The sequence below is a fragment of the Sphingobacterium anhuiense genome (assembly GCF_042686355.1).
Taxonomy (GTDB): domain Bacteria; phylum Bacteroidota; class Bacteroidia; order Sphingobacteriales; family Sphingobacteriaceae; genus Sphingobacterium; species Sphingobacterium anhuiense.
This window is the reverse complement of sequence record NZ_JBHUPE010000004.1, coordinates 912,697-929,412: the sequence shown is the minus strand read 5'-3', so window position 1 is coordinate 929,412 and position 16,716 is coordinate 912,697. Positions and strand designations below refer to the sequence as shown.

15 protein-coding genes are annotated in these 16,716 nt (G+C 38.5%); 11 read left to right on the top strand and 4 right to left on the bottom strand.

Translation table 11 applies throughout. From position 1 onward, the window contains the following. Positions 1–480: 480 nt before the first annotated feature. Positions 481–855: a DUF6713 family protein gene (locus tag ACFS6I_RS09580; protein ID WP_380919959.1), complete on the bottom strand. Its 375-nt coding sequence runs from the start codon at positions 853–855 to the stop codon at positions 481–483. Positions 856–1,145: 290 nt separating this feature from the next. Here ACFS6I_RS09580 and ACFS6I_RS09575 point away from each other — a divergent pair, with 290 nt between their 5' ends. Next, positions 1,146–1,526 carry a DoxX family membrane protein gene (locus ACFS6I_RS09575; RefSeq protein WP_380919957.1) on the top strand — a complete coding sequence of 127 codons (381 nt, stop codon included), beginning with the start codon at positions 1,146–1,148 and terminating at the stop codon, positions 1,524–1,526. A 77-nt stretch (positions 1,527–1,603) separates the two neighbouring features. On the opposite strand, the gene ACFS6I_RS09570 is transcribed toward ACFS6I_RS09575, so the two are convergent. Continuing rightward, complete coding sequence (locus ACFS6I_RS09570; protein ID WP_346582261.1) at positions 1,604–2,413, bottom strand: GNAT family N-acetyltransferase; 810 nt, start codon at positions 2,411–2,413, stop codon at positions 1,604–1,606. A 273-nt stretch (positions 2,414–2,686) separates the two neighbouring features. Between ACFS6I_RS09570 and ACFS6I_RS09565 the strand changes: the two genes are divergently transcribed. The 3 genes from ACFS6I_RS09565 (at position 2,687) to ACFS6I_RS09555 (ending at position 5,339) form a co-directional block, all read left to right on the top strand. Continuing rightward, positions 2,687–3,523 (top strand): sulfite exporter TauE/SafE family protein, encoded by an 837-nt coding sequence (locus ACFS6I_RS09565; RefSeq protein ID WP_380919955.1) that lies wholly within the window; start codon positions 2,687–2,689, stop codon positions 3,521–3,523. Beyond that, on the top strand, positions 3,523–3,903 hold the full coding sequence (locus ACFS6I_RS09560; protein WP_380919953.1) for a DUF1634 domain-containing protein: 381 nt from the start codon (positions 3,523–3,525) through the stop codon (positions 3,901–3,903). Before ACFS6I_RS09565 ends, ACFS6I_RS09560 begins: the two co-directional genes overlap by 1 nt. A 503-nt stretch (positions 3,904–4,406) precedes the next feature. After that, positions 4,407–5,339, top strand: coding sequence for a hypothetical protein (locus ACFS6I_RS09555; RefSeq protein ID WP_380919951.1), 933 nt, complete (start codon positions 4,407–4,409; stop codon positions 5,337–5,339). Here the strand turns inward: ACFS6I_RS09555 and ACFS6I_RS09550 are convergent. Continuing rightward, positions 5,336–5,725, bottom strand: a complete 390-nt coding sequence (locus tag ACFS6I_RS09550; protein ID WP_380919949.1) for a winged helix-turn-helix transcriptional regulator — start codon at positions 5,723–5,725, stop codon at positions 5,336–5,338. The two genes, ACFS6I_RS09555 and ACFS6I_RS09550, sit on opposite strands and share 4 nt — an antisense overlap. Before the next feature lie 153 nt (positions 5,726–5,878). On the opposite strand from ACFS6I_RS09550, the gene ACFS6I_RS09545 reads away from it, so the two are divergent. Both ACFS6I_RS09545 and ACFS6I_RS09540 read left to right on the top strand, forming a co-directional pair. Beyond that, complete coding sequence (locus ACFS6I_RS09545; RefSeq protein ID WP_380919947.1) at positions 5,879–6,556, top strand: YceI family protein; 678 nt, start codon at positions 5,879–5,881, stop codon at positions 6,554–6,556. Between the two features lie 158 nt (positions 6,557–6,714). Further along, positions 6,715–7,641, top strand: a complete 927-nt coding sequence (locus ACFS6I_RS09540; protein WP_380919945.1) for a DsbA family protein — start codon at positions 6,715–6,717, stop codon at positions 7,639–7,641. Between the two features lie 218 nt (positions 7,642–7,859). Here ACFS6I_RS09540 and ACFS6I_RS09535 read toward each other — a convergent pair whose 3' ends face one another. Beyond that, positions 7,860–8,738 carry an AraC family transcriptional regulator gene (locus tag ACFS6I_RS09535; protein WP_380919943.1) on the bottom strand — a complete coding sequence of 293 codons (879 nt, stop codon included), beginning with the start codon at positions 8,736–8,738 and terminating at the stop codon, positions 7,860–7,862. A gap of 143 nt (positions 8,739–8,881) precedes the next feature. On the opposite strand from ACFS6I_RS09535, the gene ACFS6I_RS09530 reads away from it, so the two are divergent. Genes ACFS6I_RS09530 through ACFS6I_RS09510 form a run of 5 tightly spaced genes read left to right on the top strand, consistent with a single transcriptional unit; the run spans position 8,882 to position 16,649 of the window. After that, positions 8,882–12,373: a PVC-type heme-binding CxxCH protein gene (locus ACFS6I_RS09530; RefSeq protein WP_380919941.1), complete on the top strand. Its 3,492-nt coding sequence runs from the start codon at positions 8,882–8,884 to the stop codon at positions 12,371–12,373. A gap of 14 nt (positions 12,374–12,387) precedes the next feature. Beyond that, a complete protein-coding gene (locus ACFS6I_RS09525) occupies positions 12,388–13,125 on the top strand; it encodes a ThuA domain-containing protein (RefSeq protein ID WP_380919939.1) in 738 nt (245 codons plus the stop codon). A gap of 20 nt (positions 13,126–13,145) precedes the next feature. Then, positions 13,146–14,255 carry a Gfo/Idh/MocA family protein gene (locus ACFS6I_RS09520; RefSeq protein ID WP_380919937.1) on the top strand — a complete coding sequence of 370 codons (1,110 nt, stop codon included), beginning with the start codon at positions 13,146–13,148 and terminating at the stop codon, positions 14,253–14,255. Positions 14,256–14,265: 10 nt separating this feature from the next. Continuing rightward, on the top strand, positions 14,266–15,129 hold the full coding sequence (locus ACFS6I_RS09515) for a sugar phosphate isomerase/epimerase family protein (protein WP_380919935.1): 864 nt from the start codon (positions 14,266–14,268) through the stop codon (positions 15,127–15,129). After that, the gene (locus tag ACFS6I_RS09510; RefSeq protein WP_380919933.1) at positions 15,126–16,649 is read left to right on the top strand and encodes an MFS transporter; all 1,524 of its coding nucleotides are present in this window, start codon (positions 15,126–15,128) and stop codon (positions 16,647–16,649) included. Before ACFS6I_RS09515 ends, ACFS6I_RS09510 begins: the two co-directional genes overlap by 4 nt. The last annotated feature ends 67 nt before the right edge of the window (positions 16,650–16,716 follow it).

Below are 16,716 nucleotides of genomic sequence, written 5' to 3'. Positions count from 1 at the left end.
CAACCCCTCAAAGATAATTTGAGGGGTTGTTTTATTTAAAAGATCGATTCCACTACAACAGGTCCGAAAAGTTTGCAGATGCATCTGATATGAACCCGTTAAAATTTAAATAATCAGGTACAATATGTCGTGTGAGGGCGTATTTTCTTAAAGATGCGATAATTAATGTAAAATTTTATTTTAAATTTCCTCATGATAAGAAAAATTGTTTATGTTTGCTTTATAATGATTTATGATGCGCAGGCACAGAATCTATAAAAAAACGATATTACCAAAACCATTATAGAAAAGAACCCCTCAAATCGCTATAGAATCCAATTCTATAGCGATTCTTTATTTGGTACCCGTTAAGAACAGTATGGATAAGCGCTGACATGCTTTTTGAACATTCATTTGAAATTATATTAAATATTTATGGCGCTAATTTAAAGTGTTTTATGTATTTTATTTGTACTTATTCTTGATGAATGAGCACCCTTACTAAAACAGCAAATCGAGCGTACCAAAAACTGCTATTCCAGTAATGATTGTCCAAGATATCCAATCTTTAAACTCATTTTTTTGATGTCTGAGATAGAGGAGGTGCAATGCAAGATGTAAGATCGTAAAAATATCAAATCCTATGATGAAATTTTCTGAGGGTTGCGTAAGTCCCCATACAATGAATAAAAAAAGTGGGATATGAGCCAGCATAAATACAGCATATCCCCAACTTTCCTTTAGCAGGGCTAACCCGGGGAAAATACGCCACTCCTTACAACGTACGGCATCCATTTCGTGCATAAAAAAAAGTACAAGTGCGAGATAAAAAAAAGAATGTGCGATCATATTATCTATTAAGTTGTGCTTATCCATTTATGAAAAATAAGCTTATCAAATATAAGGGCTTACTTTAATATGAGAGCATTTTAGAGTAGTAAAAGTATAATCCTGCTAGCTGTTGTAAACAGATTGTTTATGTTGTAGTGGTAATTCCTTTTATATTCAATTTAATACGACATAGATAGATAATAAGTTCCCTAAAAAGATTAACGCTAAAGTCTAATTTTTTTAATCCTGTCATCAAAAAAAATGAACATCCGATAGAACAATAATGGGATCATGCTGTTTTTATAATCTGAAATTATAACTTAAATTCAATCACCATGAAAAACAAAATTCTTTTCGTATTATGCTTATTGACAGGCTTAATGTTTATCAATGCCGGTTTGGATAAATTTTTTCATTACATGCCTATGCCCAAGGATATGCCTGAGAAAATGATCAACGCAGGAAAGGCATTTATGGAAATCGGCTGGTTAATGCCACTGGTGGCGTTCGGAGAGATCATAGGCGGTTTATTATTGATCTTTAGTACAACGCGAGCGCTGGGAGCAGTTATTCTAACGCCAATTCTGACCGGTATTTTGTTATCGAACATCACTACCGCGCCATCAGGTTTACCAATTGCGCTTGTTCTGGCTGCAATTGTTCTTTGGGTTATCATGGAAAACTGGCATAAGTATCTTCCTATGCTCCGCAAGTAGTAAAATAAGAGTCTATTTGTGTCTTGATATGTTGATATCCCGATCAAAAGGCACAAATAGCTTTTCAGCAAGCTTGATTAACCGATATTTCCAGCAATACGGTTATATATATGTTCAAATTTGACCGCTATCTCTCGACCGATATACATGCGTTTAGCGCTGGCATAAGGTTGATACTGATGCTCCTGTAAAAAGGCTTGTGCGGCCATATTCTCTTTCGGAACGACCACAGTTGTCTTTGTTTGTAAGTGAAATTCCGTAAGTTCCTTACCTGCAGTTGGATGAATAGCTATGATTAAACCTTCGCCGAAGGTCGGTAAGTAATATCCTGCAAGGGAACCATCGATGACATAGAGGTAAGAAGACGCTAAATGATCTTCGAGCTCCCAGGCTCTATTTTCTCCAGATACCAAACTGTCCAATGCCAGCATTTGATCTTTATAGATCGCATTGTAGCTGCTGATATGCGGATTAGCGACTTGGCGTACAGGAATAGTGACATCCTTAAAAAAGAGATATTCGGTATCTGCGATGAAACCGATACTTTCGTATACTGTTGCTCCCAGATCTGTTGCAATCAATTGAATACTCGTACAATTCTCCGCTTTTGCCGTTGCGATGAGCTGTTGTGTCATCAGCTTTCCATAACCTTGTTTTCGATGATCGGGATGAACAATAATATGTCCCAGCCAAGCAACATCTTGATGAACGATAACCGATCCTATAGCTACGATTTCTTGATTTTCAAGTAGTTTGATGGGGATACAGTATTTTTGATTGACATAATATTCAAATTTGGGTATTATATCATGCCAGCCCTCAGGTTGTAAGTTAACAAGCTGTGCGAAATCACTTGATACGATCGGTTCGAAACTTAAATTGCTCATTTGCGTTTACAATTTTTGCGGTTTTAATTAAACGAATGTAATACTTTAAATTTATTTCAAAAAGCAGCGGTGTTTTTTGATGAAGGTATGATCCGTAAAAATAGGATGAACGTGTTAGGTATAACTCGCAATTTCAGATTAGGGCTGGATTTCTTCATATTAAAGAACGATTAGAATAGCGAACAGATTTCGTTCAAGAATAATATATTCTCTACCTTTGGCTCTTTAGGCAAGAAAGTCCAGGTGGCTTTCCTGCATTTAAATTTTGCAAATATGACTGTTTTAACGTTTACACTCATTATGCTCCTTGGAGCCATATGTGCAGGTATCATTGGTTCGCTTTCCGGACTTGGTGGTGGAATTGTAGTAATACCTTTGTTGACTATTCTGCTTGGAGTAGATATCCATTATGCGATAGGAGCTGCTTTAGTTTCCGTAATTGCGACATCTTCGGGATCTGCCGCCGCATATGTTAAGGAAGGGATCGCAAATATGCGGCTCGGCATGTTTTTAGAGATCGCGACTACTGCAGGTGCTGTTGTCGGTGCACTAATCGCAACATCGGCTCCCATTTCGCTTATTGCCGTATTATTTGGTCTAGCTTTAATCTTTTCTGCGGCAAACTCGCTCCGGAAAAAAGAAGAACATATCGTAGAGCAGTCCAGTAAGCTGGCGATCAGCCTCAAGCTGCCTTCCACCTATCCTGTAGTAAAGGGAACAGAGGTGTCTTATGGCACAAAAAATGTCATCGGCGGATTTAGTATGATGGGACTTGCCGGAGTACTTTCGGGTATGCTGGGAATAGGATCGGGGGCTTTTAAAGTAATCGCGATGGATACCATTATGCGCATACCCTTTAAGGTGTCGACCACAACGAGTAATTTTATGATGGGCGTTACGGCTCTAGCAAGTTGCGTGATTTATCTTCAGAAAGGGTATGTTGTTCCTGATATCTGTCTTCCGGTCATGATTGGTGTCCTAATAGGCTCGATGATCGGTTCCAAGATATTGATGGCTACAGATCCAAAGAAATTAAGAGTGTTTTTTGCTTTTATTATTTTCTTCTTGGCTTTTAACATGATTTATAACGGTATTAAAGGAAAATTCTAATGCAGATTACAGATAAAACGATACAAAGAATTATTGGAGATGTCTTAAAATACGGCGTAAGAACAGTATTGGCGATCAGTACCATCGGCGGATTGATCTTTCTTTATAACCATGCGAATGAACAGGCTGATTATGCCCGATTTACAGAAAATGACCGGAGTATTATTGAAGTCGTATCGGATGTTTTCAGTGGAGTCTTCAACATGCAAGGACGTTCGATTATATTTTTAGCGATCATCATTCTTTTTTGTACCCCATTGATCCGATTATTACTTTCATTGGTCAGCTTTATCATCGAAGGTGATAAACTATATGTCTTCATCACGACGCTAGTGCTGATCATAATTGCCTTTAGTATGTATTTCGGATTCGGACATTAACAACTTTGAAAAATTCTGAAATGAATTTTTCAAAATATAAAATGAAAAGTTCTCCAAAAGGGAGAACTCTTCTATATAAAGGGTACTTAATTGTCTATTTTCTAGCCTTTTTTATTTTTTCTTCTATAGGCATATCCAAAATTGCCATAAGTAATAAGTAATATCCTTTTTTTAATCCTAATTTTTTCAAGTTTCCATCTTGCTTTTTCATGATTGATAGTTTTTTAGTGCTTACTAGATATAACTATGGGATTATTTTCAAAGCATATGCCATTTTCTTGTCATGATACGAAGAAGCGTATTTTTTTAGCATCATTTACGTATTTAGATTTCAGCTCGGTTATTTATACCTGACGCATGTACGATTTATCGCTTTATTGTGCGCTATTCATTACAATTTTATAACAAAAAGTTTTCATTAACAGTCGATTATTGCTTAAAATAATGCTAAATTGCTAACAGTATTTTTATAATGTGTATTTACCTATTATTTTGTAACTCCTATGATGCTAAACTATTCTAAATTCTTGACTACCTGCTTGGCCGCTGTCCTTATTTTTTCCATGAGCGCCTGTGATAAAGAAGATATGGGGCAAAAAACAGCCTTATTTAGTCCAGACTATAAGAGTATTCAGGTCAATACAGGTTTTGTAGACAATGGTATTGAAATCAACGCTAAAGAGTGGTCTGTAGCCTATGTTAAAGATGCGCTTTCAGGAGAAGTACTTCAAGATGTCAATGATAATCCAGTTGTCTTAAATGCTGCAGGTACTGTTGAGGTGGCCGGTGGCTGGTTGAAATTGGAGAAAATAGCAAGTAGTCATCTGCTTAATCTAACATTAAAAGAAAATTTCAACGCTGAACCCAGAAAATTTGTAATCGGAATAGCGGCGAATGGAGCGGAAGATGAACTTTCTTTTACTCAAAGCAGAGGTGCTGGTTATGAGATTGTGAAGAAAGAAATCATAGAAGTACCTGGAAGCCGGAAAGAGTTTACAAGTGATGAAGGCTGTTATACCATAACGCTTTCAAACAATACCTCCACGGCAAAAAATATGGAAACGCTTGCCATCTTTAAAGACGTCCAGTACATGTCCGAGTTCAGTAGTACGGATGAAGACGCTTTTAAATGGATAAATGCTCAGGATTCACTTATATTCATGGGTGAAATCTTAAAAGACGGGGCAACATACTGGTCGAAACAAGTACCTTATAAAGAAGGGAAATTTTTTGAACCTTATATAAATTCTGGAAGCAAACAAACGTTATTAGTACAGCCGTATTCAAATATTCAGGTCAAGGGAGAGATCAAATACCTTACACGGGAATGCCAATATACGTTTACGATTAAAAATCAATCTTCTGGGCATTTATTTGATGTATCGGGCACCTGGAAGCAAAAAGTACCGCTATTGCCAATTACAAAGATTTTTTAATATTCCTCAACAGGGACATTTTCATTTTGTTTTTTAAACATTGCGTTTCTATACGCTTCACCCCATTTTGCAATTTCGTCGATAATAGGTTCTAAGGTGCGGCCGTATTCGGTCACTTCATATTCAACGGTAATGGGTTTTGTATTCATAACCGTACGGCTGATAAGGTGATTCATTTCCATGTCCTGTAATTCCTTCGAGAGCATCTTGGCAGCAATACCATCTACTTCACGCAACAGGTCCATGAATCGCATCTTTCCGCCTTCCATCAACGTTCCCAAAATATGAAATTTCCATTTTCCGGATAAGATTTCCATAGTATCTGTGATCGCAATAATCCGGGCTTTACATCCTGATCTATTGTTTATGGTTGGATTTTTCTTCATGATCTTTTATTACAATACAAAATTACGCTGTAAAATTACGGAAACGATTATTAGTTTCCTATAGGAAAGTAGTTTCAAAAAGGAAACCAATAGCATTTGTATACTAATCCTATGTTATTTTTGCACAAGATTTATATAATTAATAATTTAAAAATGAAAAAAATAGCAATCTTAGCAGTATTCGCTTCTGTCATCTTAGCTTCATGTGGTGGTTCAAATGGTGATAAAGCTCAAACAGGAACAGAGCAACAAGTTGCCGAACAAAAAGGTGCAACTTTTGCTTTCGATACAGCAGTAAGTTCAATCAAATGGAAAGCATATCACAAAGGTGGATTTGATCCAAGATTTGGTACATTGAAAAGTGAAGGTACTGTATCTGTAGAAGCAGGAGCGATCACAGGTGGATCATTTGTTATCGATATGAATTCAGTGACAACAGACAAGAGTGCGGTTGATCCTGCAAAATCAGGTGGTAAAACTGCAGCTGATTTAGATGGTCACTTAAAAACGGGTGATTTCTTTGAAGTGGAAAAATATCCAACAGCTAAATTTGAAATTACAGCAGTGACAGCTTTTGATGCTGCTAAAGACAAAAGTGTCATTGCGGATGCAACAAATATTATCAGCGGTAACTTAACAATCAAAGATAAGACTGTGAATGTTACTTTTCCAGCAAAAGTTAGCGTAACGGATAATGAAATTAATGTACAATCTAAATTCACAATCAACAGACAAGACTGGGGATTAGCGTACGGTACTGAAGGTGATCCTAAAGACTGGATGATCTCTCAAGAAGTAGATATGGAGCTGAATATCGCTGCAAAAAAATAATTTTATAAAAACACGCTTTAAAAAATTAAAGCGTGTTTTTTTTACTGCGAAGTAGCTATACTGCGCGGTCAATAGGTCGAACTTTCCTGGTGTCATCGGCATCTTAAGCTATTTCGATAGCACGCGAAATTTGACTACATAAACCAAGTAAACCGAACATGAAGAAAGAGTCTAACCATAATCCACTTTTGTGCGATCCTGAAACAGGTAGCTGTGAAATTCCAGTTTTCCAGCAGGAATCAGCAGTAGTACAGAGTCCTGAACAAACAGATAAACCCCTTAAAGTCATTTATTTCACAGATCCCATATGTTCCTCCTGCTGGGGAATTGAACCCCAATTGCGGAAACTAAAACTTGAATACGGTGATTGCTTATCGATTAACTACCACATGGGCGGTTTACTGCCCGATTGGAACTATAACAGTGGGGGAATTAGCAAACCTAGTGATGTCGCAGGGCATTGGGACGAAGTCAGTATTTATTATGATATGCCGATTGATGGTGATATCTGGCTCGAAGATCCTTTAGACTCTTCCTATCCGCCTTCTATTGCCTTTAAAGCAGCACAATTGCAGGATAATGATCAAGCTATTCTGTTTTTAAGAATATTGCGAGAAATGGTTTTTTTACAGAAGAAAAACATCGCTAAATGGGAATACATAGCTGCGGCTGCAAAAATGGTCGGGTTAGATGAAGTTCAATTATTGTCAGACTATCAAAGATCAGCGCCTATTCACTTTGAAGAAGATCTTAAACTGGCGAGAACTTACGGTGTAAGAGGTTTTCCAACACTGTATTTTGAAGATCAGCAAGGAAATCGCGAGATGGTGTATGGCGCGAAACCTTATGCTTTTTATGAAGCCGCAATTTTAAAATTAAATCCGACAGCTATAAAAGGAACTTATCGTCAAGACTGCAAAAGTATTTTTTCTACATACAATTCGCTGACTGTTAAGGAATATGCTGTACTGACAGATACGCCAAGATCAACAAGTGAGGAGCTGTTGAACGAACTTACCGCAAATAAACTGTTGCAAAAAAGCACAACAAAAAATGGTGCTATCTGGCATCTGAACGTCACGTAGTCATTCTCAGAACAAGGTGCTACGTTGTGTATGGTTTAATATAGCGTTTTGAGCTAATACCTGTGCTGTATATGTTGAAGAACGGAACTATTTGATCGGATTGGGATCGTACAGTCGCAGGTACAACCCGATTGCAGACTGCACCAATTAAGATAACGTACGATGTTTTTATATAGGCAGGATTTTAGTGCATAAAAACCTGTTTATATAAAAAGGGCTTAAATGAGATTTAGAAAATTATCCCTATACTGCCGTGGCTGCAGGCCTATGACACTCTTAAACTGCTTATTGAAGTTGGTTACTGAAGGATAGCCGCATTCGTAGCTGACTGTTTCTATGGAAATACTGTCGTCTTTTAATAGTTTGCAGGCGTAGTTTACTCTTATTTCCTTCAAAAAGTCCGAAAATGATTTGTTGAGGCGTGTCTTAAAGTATCTGCTAAAAGAGGTACTGGTCATATTTGCAATTTCTGCAACTTTCTCCAGACGAATCTGCTGATCAAAGTTTTTAATCACATAGTCATAGACTTTGTGTATCCGCTCGGTTTCGGCCTGTTTATAATTTATGGCTTCATCAAACTCATTGATGTAACGGCAGTCTGTGGACAGTACTAAAGTGTCCAATATTTTCAATAGGAGAATTACGCTTTCCAGCCCATCCTTATGTAATAATTCAAACATCATCCCTCCAATAATATCTCTCGTTTCACCCGTTATTTCGACCCCTAGATTGCTGGTGAGGAAGAATTTTTTGAGCCTAAAAAACTCTTCCTTATCGTAGATTTCTTCAGCAAAGAAATTGTTATGAAAGTAGATCACTATAACCGACGTATCGAGCTGACTGTCCTTTTTAAAATAAGACAAATGATTTTTCCAGACATGGGGTAGATTGGGACCAATGAATACCATATCGTTTGCATGAAAAGGTTGCAAACTATTGCCTACAATTCTGTTTCCTTCCCCTTTTATTACGTACGAAAGTTGAAATTCCGGATGTGCATGAAAGGTTGGATCAAAATGAGGTTCATTGATTTGTTTTATCGAAAAAGTTTTATTCTCTGGAATAAGCGATTTTGAAATAACTCTCTTATCTAGCATTATGATTTCAGTTTATTGTGGTAAATATAGTTAAAAATGATACAATATGTCTGAAACTTGATAAGAAAGCTAAGTTCCAAGCTACTTCATATCTCTATATTTGCTTATAACAATTATAGATAAATCCAAATTTCAACTAAATCATGAATAATATTTTAAGAGTTTTACTTTTATTTTTAGTGTTTTTGACCTCTTGTAGAGCTGATGAACCGAGAAGGGCAGAGGTACTATTTATTGGTGCTGGAAATAAGCAATCTTCTAATCAAGCGACCTGGTTATCGGTCGAACTTTTTAAATCGGGCATCAATCTAACCTATACCGACACCTTATCAAGTTTAGCATTTGATTATTTAAATAAGTTTGATGGGGTTGTCTTATTGGTGAATGAAAAAGAGCTCAGTGAAGAAAAGGAGCAGGCATTAAAGAAATTCCTGAAAGAAGGAAAAGGGGTTGTGGCCTTGAACTCGTCTGCGAATTCATTTCAGAATTCCGAATGGTATACCAACTTGGTACAAGGTGGTTTTACCGACGCGGGAGATGGACAAGCAATTGTTACGATAGAAAACGCCAAACATGTACTGGATTCATCTATTAATACCATTCAGGTTAACAATGAAAATTACATATTCAAGAAAAAAACAGATCAAACTGTTATCGGTAGCGCTGCGATAGATGGTTCAAAACAAAACTACATCTGGTATAGTGAGGAAAATGGCGGTCGCTTTTTATATCATGCTTTAGGTAAGCATGATGATACCTGGAAAAATCATGATTTCCTAAGAACGGTCAGCAGTGCGGTTTGGTGGTCACTTGGAGAGCAGGTTCAAAGTATGGTGCACAAATTGTCTATTCCAAATGTAAGCATATATCCCGATTCTATATCAGATTTTACAGCACGTTATGATGTGCCCAAAGTGCAGGATCCGCTTAGTCCAGAGGAATCGATGAAATTGATACAGAAACCGGTAGATTTTGAATTAAAACTTTTTGCTTCTGAACCAAATATCACCAATCCGATTGCGATGAGCTGGGACGAAAAAGGCAGATTATGGGTTATTGAAGCTGTTGATTATCCGAATAGTTTTGAAGAGGTGAAAGGTAAAGGAAATGATCGCATCGTCATCTGTGAAGATACCGACGGTGATGGTGTTGCGGACAAATTTACAGAGTTTGCTAAGGGCTTAAATATTGCGACAAGTTTGACTTTTGCCAATGATGGTATCATTGTGGCGATGGCTCCAAATTTTGTTTTCTTAAAAGATACTGATGGTGATGATGTTGCCGATCATGAAGAAATCATCATGACCGGTTGGAGCAAAGGAGATACGCATGCCGGTCCATCAAATCTGCAATACGGATTTGACAACAAAATCTGGGGTGTTAACGGATATGCAGGTTACAATGGTATTGTTAACGGTGAAAAGCATATCTTCTCTCAAGGTTTATACCGACTTAATCCAGATGGTTCAGATCTGGAGTATTTAGCGACAACCAGCAATAATACTTGGGGTCTTGGTATTTCGGAAGATAATAATGTTTTTGTATCCACGGCAAATAATACGCATTCTGCTTTCTATTCGATGCCGGAGAAGTATCTACAGCGACGTGCTGACAATATTCCTGGCGCTAATCCAATCAATTCTATCCAAAAAATTGACGGACATTATGAGGTTCATGCTTTAACACCAAATTTAAGACAGGTGGATGTTGTCGGCGGATTTACATCAGCGGCAGGCCATCAGATGTATACAGCACGGGATTTTCCACAGTCTTATTGGAACAGTGTGGCCTTTGTAGCTGAACCTACGGTAAGATTATTACATAACGCAATTATTGAAAAAGATGGTGCCGGTTTTAAAGAAAGAGATGGCTGGAATTTACTGGCAAGTTCTGATGAGTGGTTTGGACCTGTGCATGCTGAGGTAGGACCAGATGGTGCTGTATGGGTTTTGGATTGGTACAATTTTATCATTCAGCATAATGTTTTTGTTCCGGCGCAAGCGCCATCAGAGAAAGTCCTTCCTTTTAAGGATCAGGTTGGAGGACCCGGAAATGCATTTGAAAGTAATCTTAGAGACAAAAAGCATGGCCGTGTATATCGCGTTTTATATAAAAATGGCAAGCATAATGAAAGTTTCAAACTATCAAAAGATAATCCCAAAGGGCTGATAGAAGCTTTAAATAGTAAAAATAAATTTTGGAGAACCCACGCACAAAGACTTTTGGTCGAGCGAAAAAAAGCGGATGTGGAGCAAGATTTGATCAAAATAATCAACAATAAATCTGTTGATGAAATTGGATTGAATGCACCTGCTATACATGCGATCTGGACTTTAAAAGGTTTGGGTCTTCTAACAAAGAAAGAAGTGAATGATGCAATATTAGCCGCATTATCGCATCCATCGGCAGGTGTGAGAAAAGCTGCTGTTCAAGTACTGGATTTAAATGCTAAATCTTTTGATAAAATAGCACAGTCTAATATTTTTAAAGATGAGAATCTCAATACTAGGCTTGCAGCTTTTGTAAAAATTGCAGATTCCGCTCCTTTTGCCGCAGTTGCACCCGTATTAAAGGCCGCAATCAATGATCCTGTCAATGCAAAGGACAGGTGGTTGTCTCCAGCTCTATTTGCGGCGATCCAGACCAATCATAGTCATATGTCGATGGCTGCTGATCAGTCTTCGTCCAATGCATATCAAAAATCTGTAAATCAGGCACTAAATGAAGAGATTTATACATTGGGTAGAAAAAACCGTGTTCAGTTTTCACCAAATGTGGCTGATAAGAATATAACGATTGAAACAGCAGTATTACGTCGTGATCAGGATGCTTACAAAGGATTAATTATTGGGCAAGGTGATGCAAAAAATGGTTTTGCCTTATACATGCAGGGTAATAAAATCTATTGGGACGTATATAATAATGGTGAAATACAGCGTATAGCGGCTACAGAAGGAATCGGAAATGGATTTAAAGTCAATGCGAGCATAACAGCAAACCAAGGATCCAGTCTTTATATCAACAACAAATTGGTCGGTAACATCAAAGAGGTCAAACCTTTCGATAAACCACTGCGGGCTTATCTGCGGTCGGGAGAAGATCTGGATGAATCTGTTGCACTGACCAAGTACGAGGAGGGATCTGAATTTATCGGAAATATCAGTGAGATCAAAGTAAAGCTTCAATTAAATGGCGAGCATGCGCATCATCATATGCACAGCGCGAGTCCCGTGGAAGTGAATCAAAACGAGGCACCTGCTGAAGTCATTGTGATTAAAGCGGTAAAAGATATTATGCAGTATGATAAACGGTCCGTTACGGTGAAAGCAGGAAGTCAGATTACGTTGATCATGGAAAATCCGGATGCTATGCCCCATAATTTAGTGATCATCAAACCTGGTACGACAGAGATCGTTGGTAAAGCGGCAGATGCCATGTTGCAAGCGTCTTCGGCGGCGGAAAAAGACTATGTTCCAGAAGTCAGGGAAGTACTGTTTCATACCAAACTGGTGAATCCGGGACAAAGCTATACGCTTAAATTTCAAGCTCCTAAAGAAAAAGGTGAATATCCGTTCATCTGTACATTTCCGGGACATTGGAGAGGAATGAACGGAATAATGAAAGTTGTGGAATAATATAAACGAAACATATGAAAAATAGAATGGTAATGCTATTACTTACTATAGTAGTAAGTAGTATAGGAACTTTATGTGCCAAAGCAAGTGTACATTCACTCCCTTATGCGCAAAAAAAGAAGAATATACTGGTTGTCGGTGGTGGTGGATCGCATGATTTTAATCGCTGGTACAAAATCGAGGATACACAGCTGATCAATACCATTGAAGGTGTACATGCGACCTATACAGACAATACGGATTCCATACGCTTTTATTTAAAAACTACAGATCTTTTGGTCTTGACCAATAATCAACCGATCCCAAAAGCTTCACAACTGGCGATTGAAAAGTTTATTGCACAGGGTAAACCGCTCGTGCTTCTGCATGCTGCAGTATGGTACAATTGGAAAGACTGGCCTAAGTACAATTTGGAATACGTAGGTGGAGGAAGTAATAGCCATGAAAACTTCCAAGAATTCAAAAACCTGGTGGTGAACACGGCGCATCCGATCAGTCAAGGCGTTTCTCCAGAATTTACATTCAAAGACGAACTGTATCGTCACCAACCGGATGCTGCCGGTAAAGGGATTGATGTACTGGTGATCGCTCAGTCTTTAGAAACGGCTAAAGTATACCCAGCTGTATTCACGGTCAATCATGATAAATCAAGAATAGCGGCAATTACACTGGGGCATGATGAGCACAGTCATCTGAATAAAGACTATCGCAAAATTTTAATCAATGCAATCCATTGGGCATTAAATATTTAAATCAACATAAAATAATCAAAATGAAAAAAATCACTGTCGTTATCGTAGGAATGGGGTTTGGAAAAGAATTTATTCCCATTTATCAAAAGCATCCTAATATTAAATCTGTTGGTGTTTGTACTAGAAATCCTGAAACACTAAGAGAATTAAAAGAAAAGTTCAATCTAGACGATGATTTACTATTTACAGATTTTAACGAGGTCATTAAAAGAGATGATGTCGACGCCATCCATGTGGTGACACCTGTGCCGGAGCACGCAAAAATGACATTGGCATCCTTAAATGCGCATAAACATACCGCATGTACCATACCGATGGCCATGACCGTGGCCGACTGTCAGGCTATTGTGGAAGCAAAGAAAAGAGTCAATAAAGTTTATATGATGATGGAGACAGCCTTATATACCCGTGAGTTTCTGTACGGATTGAAACTTGCTGATACGGGGAAATTAGGGAAAATACAGTTTGTTCGCGGTTCACATATTCAGGATATGAGTATGGAGGGCTGGGCGGAATACTGGAAAGGCTATCCACCGATGTTGAATGGGACACATGCCATTTCCCCATTATTACGCATCAATAATACCATAGCGGAATCTGTGGTTTGCCACGGTTCAGGCCAACTAAGTGCTGATCTTGCTGCCCGGTATAATTCACCGTTTGCAGTAGAAACAGCCACCTTTAAGCTGAAAGATTCCAATGTGGTCGCCGAGGCGACAAGATCATTATTTGATGTTGTGAGACAGTACCGCGAAAGTTACGATGTGTATGGTGATAAAATGTCTTTTGAATGGGAGCAGTTACAGGATGAGCAACATGTTATATTCGACGGTGGTGAAAATGCCGTACGCATGGAGGCACCGGATACAGATGATTTATTGATTCCGGAGATTGCAGACTTTACTAAAAGGGAAAGAATAGATGATCCTAATCATGTTTCATTTTTACAGGGAGCAGGTCATGGGGGTTCTCATCCACATTTAGTTCAAGAGTTTGTTGCAGCCATTGTGGAGGGAAGAGATTCTGCCGTTGATGCGGCGTTAGCGGCAAATTATACCTGTGCTGGTATCTGTGCCCATGAATCGGCAATGCAGGGTGGAATCAGAGTCGCAATCCCTTCATTTGATTAAATGTAAAGCTATGAAAATAGGAATAAGCTCTTTTGTATGGGTATCACCTTACACAGCAGATCATATTGATATTCTTTATAAAGCAAAGGATTATGGCTATGATGTCATGGAGATTGCTGTCGAAGATGTAGCATCGATTGATGTGAAGCAACTGAAGAAAGTGGCGCAGCGTATTGGTTTAGATTTATCTGTGAGCGGTGCATTTGGTACACAAAGAGACATTTCAAGTGAACATAGCGCATACCGTAAAATTGGTCTTTCTTACATTAAAGATTGTATACAAATCGCTAATGAATTAGAAAGTCCAATTTTTGGAGGACCGCTTTATGCTGCTGTTGGAAAAACACGATTAGTTTCAAAAGAACAGAAGGAATTAGAACGGAATTTCTGTTTAGAAAATCTGCTTGAAGCAACGCAGTATGCAAAAGAACAAGGTATTGTATTGGCATTAGAGCCACTAAACCGCTTTGAGACAGATATGATCAATACAGTCGAGCAGGCTCTGGAATTGATCAATCAGATTGATGATCCTCACTTAAAGATCTTGCTCGATACTTTTCATGCTAATATTGAAGAGAAAAGCATTTTAAAATCAATCCATCTTTTAGGCGATAAACTTGCTCATGTTCAGGGTAATGAAAATGATCGAGGAACACCGGGAACGGGACAGGTTGACTGGTCGGGAATACGCGATGCATTAAATGAAATCGGGTATCAGGGAAGTGTCATTTTAGAAACCTTCGGATCGCCTTCCAAAGAACTGGCCCGTGCGGCAAGTATCTGGCGTCCATTAGCAGAAAGTTCAGATATTTTAGCCCGGGATGGAGCGAACTTTTACACAGAAATTTTCAAAAACAATCCATTACAATTATGACCGCTACACAAGATATAATCCAGCCAGACAATCATGCTAAAAGTACCCTTTTTTGGGGTTGCTTTATTGTACTCGTGGCATCTGCCTTTGGTTTTGTTTTCAGATCCTTTCTTATGCCCACATGGGCAGTTATGTTTGATTTGAGTAAAACACAGCAGGGCGAAATCTTTGGTGTTAGTTTCTGGCCATTTGCACTGAGTATCGTTGCCTTTAGCTTAATTATTGACCGGATTGGCTACAAAAAGTCCATGATCTTTGCCTTTATCTGCCATTTGATTTCGATCGTGCTGACTATTTTTGCTACGGGTTACTGGATGTTATATGCAGGAACCTTTTTCTTCGCATTAGGAAATGGTGCTGCCGAAGCTGTGATCAACCCCGTTGTCGCATCGCTGTATCCGAAAGAAAAAACCAAGTGGCTCAATATTTTACATGCAGGTTGGCCTATGGGCATTGCGATATCGGGCCTTTTAGGCATTGGCCTTTTAGCACTGGATATCAATTGGCGAATCGTCATAGGTTTTATTTTGATTCCTGCAGTGGCTTACGGCGCATTGATCATCAACCAAAAATTTCCAGTAAATGAACGGGTCAAAGCCGGCGTTGGCTATTTGGACATGTTAAAAGAAGTTGGTGTTTTAGGAGCACTGATTATTGTTGTATTATGTGTTTTTCAGCTCGGAAGTTTATTTAACTGGGATTATAAATTCAATATTGCACTCAGTATCGCCATTGTAGCGGTATTTGGTTATTTCGTGCGGTCGTGGGGGAAGAGCCTTTTTGTTCTGTTACTATTGGCTATGGTTCCTTTGGCTACCATGGAACTTGGCACGGATAGCTGGATTACCGATCTAATGACGCCAGAAATGAAAAAAATGGGTTTTCAAGGAGGTTGGGTGCTTGTATTTACAGCGGTGATCATGACTGTTTTACGGATGTACAGCGGTACTGTTGTTAAATTTCTGTCACCACTGGCGCTCTTATCCATCAGTGCGCTCGTCTCTGCTGTCGGTCTGCAGTTATTATCTGTTTCTTCCGGGATTTATATTTTACTGGCAGCTGTTCTATATGCTTTTGGAAAAACCTATCTATGGGGTACGATGCTGGGAGTTGTTTCCGAACAATTTCCTAAAGGTGGCGCCTTAGCTTTAAATATTACGAGCGCAGTAGGGCAGCTCGGGGTAGGAATTATCGGCGCTGTTTTTCTGGGTTTTATCCAGGATAGTAATATTGATAAAAAACTAGCTGAGTATGACCATATTCACCAGACACATTACCATGAAAAACTGGTGACAGGAACGAGATCAAGCATATTCGGGGACTATAAAACGATTGATTATTCACACTTATCAACGCTAGACGAAGGTAGTCAGCAGGTCGTCGAGCAGATGGAAAATAAAGCCAAGAAAGCTGCGCTATCCACTGTTTCCTTACTGCCGAGCGGGTTATTTGTCTTTTTTGTATTATTAATTATTTATTTTAACAAGAAAGGAGGGTACAAGCCAATAGATATCATTTAATTAAATATGCATTTTATAATTGAAAGACTATTTAAAGTGTTTTTGCATTCACCTATTTGCAAAAACA

Coding starts and splice junctions, on each gene's coding strand:
- ACFS6I_RS09580 (WP_380919959.1), bottom strand. CDS start 855: ATGGATAAGCACAACTTAATAGATAATATGATCGCACATTCTTTTTTT.
- ACFS6I_RS09575 (WP_380919957.1), top strand. CDS start 1,146: ATGAAAAACAAAATTCTTTTCGTATTATGCTTATTGACAGGCTTAATG.
- ACFS6I_RS09570 (WP_346582261.1), bottom strand. CDS start 2,413: ATGAGCAATTTAAGTTTCGAACCGATCGTATCAAGTGATTTCGCACAG.
- ACFS6I_RS09565 (WP_380919955.1), top strand. CDS start 2,687: ATGACTGTTTTAACGTTTACACTCATTATGCTCCTTGGAGCCATATGT.
- ACFS6I_RS09560 (WP_380919953.1), top strand. CDS start 3,523: ATGCAGATTACAGATAAAACGATACAAAGAATTATTGGAGATGTCTTA.
- ACFS6I_RS09555 (WP_380919951.1), top strand. CDS start 4,407: ATGATGCTAAACTATTCTAAATTCTTGACTACCTGCTTGGCCGCTGTC.
- ACFS6I_RS09550 (WP_380919949.1), bottom strand. CDS start 5,725: ATGAAGAAAAATCCAACCATAAACAATAGATCAGGATGTAAAGCCCGG.
- ACFS6I_RS09545 (WP_380919947.1), top strand. CDS start 5,879: ATGAAAAAAATAGCAATCTTAGCAGTATTCGCTTCTGTCATCTTAGCT.
- ACFS6I_RS09540 (WP_380919945.1), top strand. CDS start 6,715: ATGAAGAAAGAGTCTAACCATAATCCACTTTTGTGCGATCCTGAAACA.
- ACFS6I_RS09535 (WP_380919943.1), bottom strand. CDS start 8,738: ATGCTAGATAAGAGAGTTATTTCAAAATCGCTTATTCCAGAGAATAAA.
- ACFS6I_RS09530 (WP_380919941.1), top strand. CDS start 8,882: ATGAATAATATTTTAAGAGTTTTACTTTTATTTTTAGTGTTTTTGACC.
- ACFS6I_RS09525 (WP_380919939.1), top strand. CDS start 12,388: ATGAAAAATAGAATGGTAATGCTATTACTTACTATAGTAGTAAGTAGT.
- ACFS6I_RS09520 (WP_380919937.1), top strand. CDS start 13,146: ATGAAAAAAATCACTGTCGTTATCGTAGGAATGGGGTTTGGAAAAGAA.
- ACFS6I_RS09515 (WP_380919935.1), top strand. CDS start 14,266: ATGAAAATAGGAATAAGCTCTTTTGTATGGGTATCACCTTACACAGCA.
- ACFS6I_RS09510 (WP_380919933.1), top strand. CDS start 15,126: ATGACCGCTACACAAGATATAATCCAGCCAGACAATCATGCTAAAAGT.